Genomic DNA, 13,636 nt, shown 5'->3' on the forward strand with positions numbered 1-13,636 from the left:
ACGTTAAGCATTGTGGGTGCTTGTTTGTTATATTACTTTAAATATATTAATTGAAATAGGGGGATTAGATATGCAAAAAAAAATACTGCAAATAGTATCATTTACATTATTATTTCTACTAAGTTTTAATCCAGTATTTATAGCTAAAGCAGACACATTAAATCAGTGGGTAGAGTTTAAAAGGATGGATAACATTCCTGCTAATAAAACTATTACGGTTGCACTTACAAAGGATATAGCAGAAAAAAATATTGATGCAATTGTTATAGAACAAAATAATAAATTTGTAGCTGTGGATATAAGTTATGATTCAAGTAATGTTTATATAACACCAGTAAAACCATTTCTAGAAGGGGAGTATAAACTTAAAGTATTATTAAGTAACGGTAAAAAATATTTTATGAAATTTACTGCCTCAAATATAGAATATGAATTTACTGAGAGGTCAAAAGATAAAGTTATAAAGGTATATCCAAGAAAAGATAGTGGATTTTCTTATCCTTATTATTTAAGTATTCCCAGTGATTTAGTGACTTCAAAAAATGTAAACATAATTGTAGAGCCTAATAATGGTGGGAAAACAGGAAATGTAGAGGCTCAAGATTATTTGGTTAAAGAGAAGATTTTAAATGAATGGTCTTTAGCTGCTGATATAAATAGACAACTGAACTCTATAATTTTAATGCCTGTTTTTCCAAGAGGGGTAACTGCAGAAGGAAAGAAAAATGGAAATCTTTATACTCACGAATTGGATAGAGACACTATATTAGGGAATGATAATGAAAAGATCAGAATAGATGATCAATTAGTAAACATGATAAAAGATGCAAAAAGTGTTATAAATAAAGAGGGCATAACTTCTGTAAAAGAAAAAGTGTTCATGGTAGGGTTTTCAGCATCTGCAAGATTCACTAACAGGTTTGCATTATTGCATCCAGAATTAGTTCAAGCTGTAGCTACGGGAGGAATAAATTCAAATCCTATTCTACCTTTAGAAATGCTTGAAGGACAAAATTTGATATATCCTGTAGGAATTGGTGATGCTAAAAAAATACTTGGAAGAGATATTAACCTGGAAGCATATAAAAAAGTAAAACAGTACATATATATGGGTGAATTAGATACTAACGATGATGTTCCTTATTTCGATGGGTATGATGAACCAGAAAGGCAACTTATATATAAGTTAATTGGAAAAAATCAATTGCCTGATAGATGGAATAAAACTCAAGAGATATTTAAAAACCTTCCATACCCAATACAATTTGTAACATATAAAGGTATAGGTCATCAGACTAATAATGATACATGCGGTGATGTAATTAATTTCTTTAAACAAAATGGTGGAGAGCAATTTGTAAAAGTAAAACCACATAATGCTTATTAGTAAATCTGCGAAGTTTATAATTAGCAAGCTCAAGTCCTTCACGGTCCTTTCGCAAGGACGCCTGGGTATTGTGAACATTATGTGAACAACAAAGCGGAGCAAGGGAATGAGAAAAGAAAAGAAAAAAACTTGGCGATAGCCAGGGAGAGGAACTACCCAAATATATTTGGGTAGTTTTTTAATCGTTAAATACAATTTTATAACAAATCTGAATCTGGTGGAGAAAAATTAAGATTTAAGATAAATAGAAATTGAAGAAACACTAGTTTCAGATGTAAAGTACCTAAAACTTTAGAGAGCTATACAGGAGACATTAGAGTCTTTCTTGATTGTTTTAGGGTTTAAAAGCAACATATTTACAGGTGAATAACTATATTTCATGTTACAGCCTATAAAAATTCACTTATCCAGAATGACTAGGGTACATTATATAGATAAACTATGTAGGTTTTTTTTCATACTATTTGATGCAAGTATAATCATTTGCAAAAAAAATAAACATTGTAAACAAAGAGCATAAATCAGAATCAAATATTTTTGTAGATATTAACGATAAAAAAATAAAAACTAAAATATATAGATAAATAGCTGTAATTAATCAAAATATAAAAAAAAAAATATAATTATTTTTTTAATTAAATTAAATTACTGTAGGCAAAAGGCGAATGGTGTCGAAAATATAAAATAAGAGATTTATAGGAAGAAATTAGATTGGTTGTAAATTGCTTCTTACTACTTTTTTTTAAAAACTCAGATTTTGCCATGAAAAATCCGTTTAGAATTAAAGCTATAATGGTATTTTTTTTACTTTTCATAAAAACAAATATTAAAATAGCATTTTGAAATTCATGTGCAATATTTTAACAACATAGTTTAATTTAGTATTGACATCCCATTTATATAAAAAATAATAATGGAATCGTAATTTGCTATTTCGACAGTGTTCGAGCGGTATTTGGAGAAGTTTTTAAATATAGTTAATTTGATTAATGCATTGTGAAATAATGGATTAAATTACCTTAAAATATGTATTATCTTACCTGTTGCAATTCGACAAATTAGCAGTATAATACAATTAGTTTAACAATTAAATACAAAATGTTTTGAAGAATATTCTACAGGATATATAATGTTGAAAGGTTAAATGTTAAGACAAGCTTTGAAAAGTGAAATAGAATAATAGAATTTTTTTAAGCTATTAAGTGGTACAAGCTTTAAATTATTATGAAAGATTTTCTGCGATTAATCATGCAACGATTTTACTTTTCATGTAAAACAATAATAAACTATCTAATTAAAATTTATTTTGTTCTTTGAAAGAAAGTATTTCATTAAATGGTTGAAATTTGAAATTTGCCGAAAGATGGTATATAATAGAATAATAACATGAATATTATATAAATTTGTTATAATTACTATTATTATTCTATTGGAAATAATAATTTAATTAAAAAATACTGTGAAACTTGAAAATCAAGTCTTTAATTACTATGTTACTTTAAAACTAAATCCATGGTTTTATAGTAACAAAAAAATAGCTCCCCAGGGGGTGTAGTTAAAGAAGATAGAATTGTACTCTTTTAAGGAGACTGCAATTATAATTATGTTTTTATTTTTAAAAAAATAAAAAGTATATATTAATGGGAGGTATAAATCATATGAAACAAATCAAAAAATCACTAAGCGTATTTATGGCAGCAATATTTGTAATGGCTGGAGTTTTAGGTAATGTTGCAGTAAAAGCTGCACAGGTAACTGTTCCAGTAATAAATTATATTGGAGTAGAACATTCACCACTAGTAGTAGGAGATACTGAGAAATTTACAATCACTTCAACTTATACAGGTGATGTTCAATACAGAGCATTCCTTTATAATGAAAAAGCTAATAAATGGAGCGAGTTAACAGAAGGATATAACCAAGTAGCAGTAAGTGCTAATACACCATATGTATTACCAGAAACAGCAAAATTTGACGCTGGTAAATACAAACTTTCAGTTTGGGTAAAAAGAGCTGGAGAAACAGGAATTAAATCAAACAAAAACGGTGACTTTGATAGTTACTTAGTATCAGCACTTAATTGTGTAGCTAAAGACAATGACAACAGAGTATATGCAAACGGAGAAGCAACTTACGTAGTTAATGGAATGAACTTAACATTCAATAGAGTAGAAGGAATGAGCGGAATCGCAGGCCCATACTCATACAGACTACACATATTTGATCCAACAGCAGTATCAGCAACAAATGATGGATGGACAAAAAGAGTAACAGAGTATACTGAAAATCCTTCATACAAATTTACAAAACCAGGTACTTACATGGTTGTTGTACATGCCAATACAGCAAAATCAACAACTTGGAAAAACTATCTTGCAGAAGATAAAACAGTAGCTAATCAAAAGTCAACATATGGAACATATGAGGCTTGGAAAACAATAAAGGTAGAAGTTAAAGCAGAAGATACAGTAAAGGTATTTGATACTACTGTTAAAGCAGCTACATTTGGAGCAGCAGTAAATGTAACTATGACAGCAGATGGCGTTAAAAACTTTGCTACAGCTACACAATATCAAATATTTGATGGTACAAGCGCTATATCAGCTATGAGTAATTTAGGAACTGCTACAACAGTTTTCCCAGCTAAAGTTTCTGGCGATAAAGTTAATGTTAAATTATTTGATGCAAATACACAAGAAATTAAAGTAATTCAAGTTGCTTTAGGACAATCAGGAACAATTGAAGTTGCACCAATAGTACCAGTAGATCCAACTACAGTAGAAGTTAAAGCTACAGTAAAAGCTGCTACATTTGGAGCATCAGTTAATGTTACTTCAACACAAAAGGATGCAGTTAAATACCAAGTATTTGATGGCACAAATGCTATATCATCTATAGTTGAATTAGGAAAAACTACAACAGTTTTCCCAGGAAAAGTTGTTGGAGAAAAAATTACAGTTAAAGCATTTAATGCAGCTGGAACAATAATTGGTACAAATGAAGCAACTTTAGTAGCTGCTGAGTAATAATAATAACTTTTAAAAGAACTTTTTCCTTAATTAATATTTGATTAAGGGTAGTTAATAAAATAATGTTTAAAAAAACTAAATTAGATGGAGGTATAAATATATGAACAAGAAAATTACAAGTTCAGTTCTTGCTGCTGTAATGATAGCAGGAACAACATCTTTCTCAGCTTTTGCTGCAATGGCTAATGGTACAGTGGTGATAGGAAATAAAGCTTTTGATTTAGCTTATGCTAATGATCCAACAAATGCTCAAGAAATCACTAATGCAATAGTTGCTAGTGGAGTAGTTTACGTTAAAGATTTCCAAGGTAATTGGATAGACAATACTACAGGATTAATAGTGAATGCAAGTGTTATACCAGCTGTGACTTATAAAAGTGCTACTGGAGTAGAAACTAAATTTGATGCTAAAGATGCAGATGTAGTAACTACTGCAGCGGTTACATCAGTAAGTGCTATTAACCTTAAAACTGTACAAATAACATTCAGTGTAGCTGTTGATAAAGATGCTCTAGGAACTATCACTCTTAAAGATTCATTACTTAACACAGTTGCTCTAGATGCAACTCAAGGTACTGTATTATCTGCAGACGGTAAAGTATTAACTCTTGCTGCTGCTGGACAATTCACACAAGGCGCAGAATATTCATTAAAAATTGAAGGAGCTAAATCAGTAGCCGGATTAGCGGTTACAAAATATGATAGCAAGTTTACAGCACTAGATACTATGGTTCCTGTTGTTAGCAATGCTAGTATTACTTCACCAAAGACTATTGAAATTGGATTCAATGAAACTGTAACAAGCAGCATGTTTTCATCAGGAATGGATAACTTTGCTGGTGTATTGACAAATTTAGTACAAATTGATGGAGTAAATGCTTATGTTGATGACATTACAATGGATTACTCTACTGGTAAAATGCAATTAAGACTTAACAATGCACTTACTTCAGGTACACATACAATTAAAGTAATGGGATTTAAAGATATCGCTGGATTCCCAATTGCAGAAAAAGAATTTACAGCAACTTTAGCAACTGACACAATAGCACCATCAGTTGCAGCTGTTTCAGTTATAAAATATGATAAAGTTCGTGTTACATTTGATGAAGTAATAAATGCTCCAGTAGCTGGAAACTTCTCACTTTCTATTGGTGGTTCTACTATAACTGTTGCTTCAGTTGCTGCAGTAGCAGGAGATCAAAAATCTTATGATTTAACACTTAATTCTGCTTTAGGCCTAGGCGCTGTTGTAGATGCTTCTCTTAAATACAAAGATATTAAAGATTTCTACAATAACTCTGTTGTTACTGAAAAAACATTTTCATTCAAAGCTATTGATGAAACTGTACTTCCAACTGTAACTTCTAGTGTTCTTAATCATGATAACACTGTTACTTTAACTTTCTCTGAGGATATTGAAGGATTAACAACTGCAGACTTAGAGCTTTATGATAAGGATAGCAAACTTGTATCATCAGGAATTACTGGTTTAGCGCCTGTAGTTGTAAATAACGTAGCTAGTAAAAAAGCTTACGATGTTACTTTAGCTTCAAGTGTAAATGTTGGTGGAAACTATTCTTTGAAACTTAAAAAAGAATCTGTGAATGATTTTTCAATTCGTAAAAATACAAATATAGAGCAAACATTTGCACTCTCTACTTTAGATGCAGTTAAGCCTAATGCAACTAATCCTGTTCAAGTTTTAGAAAATGGTGTAGTTACTGTTAATAGTGACTCTGATGCTTTAGATACAAAATTAACTATTTTCTTTGATGAAGTAATGGATAGAGCAACACTTCAAAACTCTGGAAACTACTTAATAAATAATGCACCAATTGATTCAAGTGTTACAATTAATCCTGCTCAAGACGGAAAATCAGTAGAGTTAGTTATTAATAGAACAGCTCCAAGTGCACAATTAACGTTTGTAACTGGTCAAAGTACACTTCAAGTATTAGGTTTAAAAGATGTTGCAGGTAATATGGTAAATCAATTCAACACAATTTTACCAGCTTCTAATTATGTTGCTACTAATACAATTATAAATACTGTACAATTAGTTGCTAAAAATCAAGTTAAGATTATGCCAGTTGGAACAAATGTAATTGCTTCAGTTAACTTGAACAACATTCAAGTAATTGATACAGATACTACAACAGTATACGCACAAGCAACTCGTGTTGTATCTTACAATACAGATGGTTCAGTAACAGTTGAAATGAGCCGTGACTTAAACACTGATACTCTTGCTAAAGAAGTAGTTGGAACAGATATAGCTATAGGTTCTGCTTTAAGATTTAGTTTAACAGCTGATGGAGTTAAGAATGTACAAGGTCAAATTCAAGCATTAACAAATGGTTCATTCGTTAGTGGCATTACTGATAAAGCTAAGGCTTCATTCGTATTAACAGATGCATTAACAGCTGGCGTTGCTACTGTTAATGGAAAAGCTGATGTAAATGATGCTAATAACAGTATTACATTAGCATTTGATGAAAATGTTTATGCAGATGCTAATGAAATCAAATCTGCATTAGTAATTAAGAATAAAGATGGCGTTCGTTTAGCAACTACTGCATATTCTGTATCAGTACCTGCTACTGCTATTGCAGCTCCAAGTAAAAATGTAGTTATTACATTAACTGCTCCTGCAACAGTTGATTATGTAGGAAACTATACAATCACATTAGCAGATAACGTAGTTCTTAAAGATATCGCTGGAAATAATGCTAATGATATAGTTACTATTACTACTGATGACTTAACAGTAGAAAATGCTGCAGGTATAGCAGCACAATTAGCAGTAACAAATGCTCAAACTGCTAAAACAGCTGCAGATGCAGAAGTAGTAACAGCTACAACTGCTAAAACAACTGCGGATACAGCAGTAGTAACAGCTACAACTGCTAAAACAACTGCGGATGAAGCAGTAGTAACAACTACAACTGCTAAAACGGCTGCAGATGCGGAAGTAGTAACAGCTACAACTGCTAAAACTGCAGCTGATACAGCTGTAACAAATGATGATGGTACTGATCCAGATGCATTAATAGCAAAAGAAGCAACAGCAGCAACAGCGGCTACTGCTTTAACAACTGCAACAACAGCAGCAACAACAGCAGCTACTAATTTAACAACTGCAACTGCAACAGCAGAAACAGCAGCAACAACATTAACAACTGCAACTGCAACTGCAGCAACAGCAGCTACTGATTTAACAACTGCGACTGCAACAGCAGCAACAGCAGCAACAACATTAACAACTGCTCAAGCAGCATTAGCAGCCCTTTAATAAAAACAAACGAAACGTTACCTTATAAGCTAGAATTATAGTGAAATAAGTGGGAAGATGCCTCATGTGTTGACTTTATGGTTGACATCATGAGGTATTTTTTTCATATTAGAATGAAATATTTTGTGTAAAATAGATCTCAGGGGTAACCTCAAAAGTCAAAGTGAAAGAGTTAGAATACAATTAAATATGGAAAAAAGAGAAGGACAGTTGTTTAAACTGTTCTTCTCTTTTTTCGTTCACTATAAAAAAGAATATGATGCAATAGAAATAAAATAAGTTGAGAATATATGTTTAAATATATAGGGAAAAGTGGCGGTAAATAATATATAATACTAATTTACAATAAATGGTAAAAGGGTTATAATAGTTATGGAAGTTATTTACAATTGTTTGCTGTTATAGAATTTTATTATTAAAAAGGTTGGGTCTAATTTATTTTATAAATAGCCTTAGATAAAAAATATATCTATTTAAAATATAAATATAGAATATAACAAAAAACATTAACTACCAAAAAATAAATTTAAAGGGGAGAATTTATATGAAAAAGGTAAGTATGAAAACCATGCTAGCGGCTGTACTAGCAGCTTCAGTAATTTGTACAGCAGGAGTTGGAACATATGCAAAATATGCAGTAAGGCATGAGGCTGTAAGCACAATTTGTGCATCGTATTTTGATATCAGCCCTACAGGAGATTCATTTGCTAATTCAAAATTTAATGTGGACAAGCTTAATCCTATGAGCGAGGTAATGGAATTTCCAATAGTAGTAAACAAAAATAAAACTAACGTGGATACAAAATATACACTTTCATTAAAAACTGATGCAACTAAAAATGCAATATTTATGGATAAAGATAAATATACTTCTCCAATAAAATTTAAACTTCAAAGAAAAGTAGGAGAGCAATATATAACAGTAGTAGAAGATTTCAAAAATAAACCATTTGAACTCAATGATTTAAATGAAGCAGATACATCATTAAAACCAAAATCAGTTGAAGAATTTAAATTAGTATGTTCATGGGATAGCAAGAATGATGAAAATGATACAGCATATCAAGGTTTAACAGGTGATTTTAATGTAGCATTTGCTGCTGAACAAGTAAAAGGTGCGATTAAACCACCATTTGTTCCTCAAGAAATAAAAGCAAATAAAGATATATCACTAACTTGGAATATGCATAGTCAGGTTTTTTATAGAGGGACAGACGTAAATCCAGTGTTTAATTTAAAAAATAAGGAAATAAAATATTATAAAAACGAAAAAGATCTTAAGGTATTTGAATTAGGAGATGTTGATTACGAGTTCAATTATAACTATAGTACAAAAGAAAAAGTGAATATGAAAAATGTAATATTTACTGAAAAAGAAGCTGGTTCCAAAACATATGTGGTTTCTTCCACAGCTGGAGATTGGAAGGGTAAAGAATTCGAAATTATTGTAAAAGATAGTATAAGTCAACCTAGTGGTAATCGATTTATGAATATCACGTTTACTTGTTCCAACAATTCCGAATTAAATGTTCATTTTAAGGCAACAGAATCGGAGATAAATTGGTTTAACAACTAATCATTAAGAAATGGGTTAACCCCAGGGGTGTTATGCACCGCTGGGGTTAATTATTTATTTGGAATCTCAGTTGGAAGGGGTATAAGTATTTCTGTTTTTGGTTCAGGCTCTACTTTTGCTTTTGTATCAGCTACAGGAGCTGGAATATCTACTTTTGGGACTTTATTCTGATTTGATATTAAAGTATTAATTTTTTTAGTTAATTCTGATACTTCTACATTAAGTTTATTATTTTCAGACTGAATATTACTTGTGTTATTCTCAAACTCCATAGATCTATTTTGTAATTCATAAACCATAGTTTCTAATTCTTTATTTTTCGCATCTAATTGATTATTCTTATACTCTAATTCTTTTTTATTGTTTTCTAGTTTTAGAATGTACTCTTTTAGGTTGCTCACATAACCCGTATATCCTTTTGCTATAATATCTATAATAGTTTGCTGCTGACCATTAAGAATAGTGGTATCTGAGTCGAAATTCATATAAGATGGTTTATCCGTCATATTGGGAGCTATGTCTACAGTTTCAAAATTAATTTTGCTTGCTGCACTGTCTAAAGAGTAAAACAACCTATTATTTTTAAACATTTGTTCCTTTATATATTTCCATGTGTCTTGGTTACTTCCATATAAACCAGTCTGCATTAAATAGTTTTTATCTAATGACATGGGTTTTTTATCTACAATAAATTGATTTAAATATTTTAATGTTATATTTCCAAGGAAATCCTGCTTAGATGTTAAGTTAAAATATTTATTTATTAAGTTTACCTCTGCGGATATTGGTACATAGTATTTTTCTTCTTTCTCTGAAACAAAATATTGTTCATTTGAAGATATAAAACATTTTTCACCATTGATTTTTAGCTGCTGGGCTGAGGATTTAAGCTGTATTTCAGTGGAATATTTTGAAAGCTCTACAGGATCTATGTGCAAGATATAGGGCTCTATCTCTCCTTCAACTTCAAAATAAAACATTGAATTATCCTTTAATTCTTTTTTTGGGGTAATTACAATAAACTGATCTTTTCCATAGCTACGGTTAAAATTGTACTTATATTCCTCTATTTTAAATTCTAACATGTCCTCTGCAGCAATTACTGATACACTGCCAGAACTGGTTGCTCTAGCATTAAAGTTACAGTATGTTTCTCTATTAGTAGGAGTGAAAATTTTTACTGAACAAATAACAGCTGATAGTATCATGCTTGCAATTATTACCTTCTTCAATTTTTTTGATATCATTTTGTTATCTACCACCTTTTGTATTTATTGGTAATATCACTTTAATATAATAAAGAAAAATGTCCTATAAGAATTTACTCTTTAATAATTTTATCTTCTATGCCTGGTTTACTTTTAAATTCACTTAGTCCAAACATTAGAGCTAGAATAATTACTATGAAGATTATCCCTAGTTTACTTCCCATAAAGCTTACTACATGGCCTATGAAAGGGATTTTAAATACTTGCTTACCAATTATCTGATTTTCTTTTATAAAATTTTCATCTCCAATATTGTTGGCATCTCCCTTTGTTTTAAATACATAATTTTTAAGTTCAAGTTTTTTTTCTATAACTCTATGGGTTATAATAGTATCATTTTCTTTATATGTAATAATATCGCCTACATTTATTGACAAGGGTGTAATCTCTTTTGAAACAATCATATCTCCTGGGGAAATATAAGGCATCATGCTACCTGTCAAAACAGTAAAATTTCTTAAACCAAATACTGATGGGATTTTATCTGGATTTTTTATTGATTGGATGTTTAAATAAACTGAAATAAGTACAAAGGTAACAAGTAACCCCAAAAATATATTTCCCATCCATTTTAAAATAGTTTTTAAAGCTTTCATTTTAATAATCCCCTTTCTAATCATAAGTGTATGTCGTTAAGATAAAAACCCACCCATTAATAAATTAGGTGGGTTGCATCACTAGCTTAATAGGTTACAGGTGCTCAATTATTTTATTTCAAAAGCCTCAAAAACAACTTTTCCCTTAGAACCGTTCATTGTAACAACATATTTACCTGGCGTATCTAATATAGTTTTAAACTCACACTTACCATTTTTTACCTTTCCTTGATCTAGATATCCCATAAAATCGCCTTCTTTAATTGCGGTTACAGTAACAGGGGTTCCTTCAGCACCATTACACCAACAACACTTTTCTTTTTCAAAATATTTTCCCCCTTGTATGTTTTGGACTACCCTAAAGGGTGTCCATAATGATTACTATTTTTTTTATCTGCACTTAAATACCCTCAAAAACAATTGATTTAATTTCTTTTGAGGGTATCATAAATCTAATAGTATAAATTATTTACTTAGCCAATTAAGAAGTTCCGGACCATTTTTTTTATTTAATATATTCCAACTTTTTATCTCTAAAGCGTATTTTGAATCTTCTACACCTTTAAATTCGAATGTGTGCTGGTCTACAGTGACCTTCAATGTCTTAACAGCATATTCAATTTCGCTGACGGTTCCTTGACAAGTTAAAATAAATTCATTAGAATTTAATTCTTTTTGTGTCAATAATACATTTTTCAAATCTACTGAGAATAAATCATTGTATAAATCGCTTATTTGAACAACCTTTAACCCCTTGTCATTTTTATAATATTTAAGAGTATTATGATATATACCTGCGTGTTTAACCGCAGATGACCAACGAGGTCCAACTGTTAAGAAAAGATCCTCTATTACTAATGGGGCAGTAGGACCTACTTTTTCAATAACTTGACTTGCAGTAACTGAAATATTTATCTTACCTTCTTTGCCGGCAAAATCTACATCGTTTATGCCTGTTGTTTCTTCTGGCCAGTTAAGTAGGACTTGAAATTTATCATTATCTGATTTTGGGTTGCATTTATAATTCAGATCAACAGTTTCCCATTTATTATCAATATATCTTTGCAATGTGATATTAACAGGGGAACCTTGCTTTAATAATTCACCCTCCTTTGCAAGCACTACGTTATACTCCACTGGAACCTCAGTTTCTTTGGTGATTTCAAAATCATAGACTTTTTTGTTTGTACCAGGCTTTAAATCTGCGCCAACTAGAGCAAAGGCGCTGTCTTTAAACTCTTTTCCATCTCCGCTTACCTTAACATTGAATTTTGCTGCTTTTACTGTATTATTTTGACTATTAAAGTTTTTAACATACTTAGCCATAGTTCCGGAACCTGCTCCAAAGGCAAGTACTCCTACTAGTAAAACACCAACAACACTTTTCTTTTTCATGATATTTTCCCCCTTTTTATTTAAGGGTGGGTTGCACCATTGACTCCATATATTCCAGGTGCCCAGATATAGAATATACTTCACAGTCCCCCAATAATTCTATATGTTACTGTTTAGCTTATTAATTTTGAAACCAACTAGCAACATCGTTATTTGTTTGAATTCTTAAGCTATGATCATAGTCTACCTTAAAGTCAGCATAGTAAACTCCCATACCTCCACTATTATTAGTATAAGTGAATATTTTTCCATCCCACATACCTTCACAGGAGGCTTTATATTGATTTGTACCTTCTATTTTTGTAAGCAATAGGTTTTTAACTTCAAATATAGAATCTTTATGAGTAGCAGCGTTAGTTCCTACTATACGCATATCCCCAACTTTTAAAGTCTTAACTCCATTGGATTTATAGTATTCAATATTAGGGAATTTTCCAAAGCCGCCTAATCTGTTATCCCATGTAAAAGTACATTGGGCACTGGCTAATTCATGTTTATCAGTTATAGTAGCCTCCTGAGTTGGATTTAATCCTGTGGCTACCAAACCAACGTTAACAAGTCCTGAAAGTCCTTGAAATAAAATATCATTATTATCATTTTCAACCCAATTCCATGCTAGCTTAAATATTTCTGTATCTTTTACCTCATCTCTTTGCAAAGTAGGGTTTAATGAAGGCATTACTTGCCACTGTCTGTTGCTTTCAACAGTTTCAGTTGGGTTTGTGCATCTTAGTAATTTAAGTTGTATTGGAGTATTTGCTGCAAATAAATCTCCGGTACCAGTGATACTTATGTCATATTTAACAGGTAACTCTGTGCCTTGCTTAGTAATGTTAAATGTTTTTGATTCTCCACCGATTCCTGGCCTTAGAGCAGAGCCCGTTAAAGTTAATATTGCTTCTTTTTGTGCAGTAGTGCTTCGTTTATCAGTTAATTTATCAGAGTTAACTGTAAACTTTGCTGAAGTAATGGTATTTGCAGATGTAAAGTTCTTTTTGTAGGCAGCCATTGTAGCTGTTCCTGCTCCAGCAGCTATAACTCCTGCTAAAGCGATACCCATAATAGTCTTTTTGTTCATAAATTTGTTCAT

9 protein-coding genes and 1 riboswitch are annotated in these 13,636 nt (G+C 31.1%); of the genes, 4 read left to right on the top strand and 5 right to left on the bottom strand.

Annotated elements, in window-relative coordinates; genetic code table 11:
• The first annotated feature begins 70 nt into the window (after positions 1-70).
• The 4 genes from ACREV6_RS09205 to ACREV6_RS09220 all read left to right on the top strand — a co-directional run bounded on the left by ACREV6_RS09205 (position 71) and on the right by ACREV6_RS09220 (position 9,287).
• A complete protein-coding gene (locus ACREV6_RS09205; RefSeq protein ID WP_431577716.1) occupies positions 71-1,387 on the top strand; it encodes a hypothetical protein in 1,317 nt (438 codons plus the stop codon).
• 1,658 nt (positions 1,388-3,045) lie between these two features.
• A complete protein-coding gene (locus ACREV6_RS09210) occupies positions 3,046-4,413 on the top strand; it encodes a hypothetical protein (protein ID WP_431577717.1) in 1,368 nt (455 codons plus the stop codon).
• Positions 4,414-4,516: 103 nt separating this feature from the next.
• Positions 4,517-7,711 carry a hypothetical protein gene (locus ACREV6_RS09215; RefSeq protein ID WP_431577718.1) on the top strand — a complete coding sequence of 1,065 codons (3,195 nt, stop codon included), beginning with the start codon at positions 4,517-4,519 and terminating at the stop codon, positions 7,709-7,711.
• 544 nt (positions 7,712-8,255) lie between these two features.
• Positions 8,256-9,287, top strand: a complete 1,032-nt coding sequence (locus tag ACREV6_RS09220; protein WP_431577719.1) for a hypothetical protein — start codon at positions 8,256-8,258, stop codon at positions 9,285-9,287.
• Between the two features lie 50 nt (positions 9,288-9,337).
• Here ACREV6_RS09220 and ACREV6_RS09225 read toward each other — a convergent pair whose 3' ends face one another.
• From ACREV6_RS09225 to ACREV6_RS09245, 5 genes are all read right to left on the bottom strand, one after another.
• On the bottom strand, positions 9,338-10,534 hold the full coding sequence (locus tag ACREV6_RS09225; RefSeq protein WP_431577720.1) for a hypothetical protein: 1,197 nt from the start codon (positions 10,532-10,534) through the stop codon (positions 9,338-9,340).
• A gap of 74 nt (positions 10,535-10,608) precedes the next feature.
• Complete coding sequence (locus tag ACREV6_RS09230) at positions 10,609-11,151, bottom strand: signal peptidase I (RefSeq protein ID WP_431577721.1); 543 nt, start codon at positions 11,149-11,151, stop codon at positions 10,609-10,611.
• A gap of 108 nt (positions 11,152-11,259) precedes the next feature.
• The gene (locus ACREV6_RS09235; RefSeq protein ID WP_431577722.1) at positions 11,260-11,397 is read right to left on the bottom strand and encodes a hypothetical protein; all 138 of its coding nucleotides are present in this window, start codon (positions 11,395-11,397) and stop codon (positions 11,260-11,262) included.
• A gap of 219 nt (positions 11,398-11,616) precedes the next feature.
• On the bottom strand, positions 11,617-12,546 hold the full coding sequence (locus ACREV6_RS09240) for a hypothetical protein (RefSeq protein WP_431577723.1): 930 nt from the start codon (positions 12,544-12,546) through the stop codon (positions 11,617-11,619).
• A gap of 16 nt (positions 12,547-12,562) precedes the next feature.
• A riboswitch (cyclic di-GMP riboswitch) is annotated at positions 12,563-12,646 on the bottom strand.
• A 21-nt stretch (positions 12,647-12,667) separates the two neighbouring features.
• Complete coding sequence (locus ACREV6_RS09245; protein ID WP_431577724.1) at positions 12,668-13,636, bottom strand: hypothetical protein; 969 nt, start codon at positions 13,634-13,636, stop codon at positions 12,668-12,670.

The sequence above is a fragment of the Clostridium sp. genome (genome assembly GCF_050717515.1).
Lineage (GTDB): Bacteria > Bacillota > Clostridia > Clostridiales > Clostridiaceae > Clostridium_AD.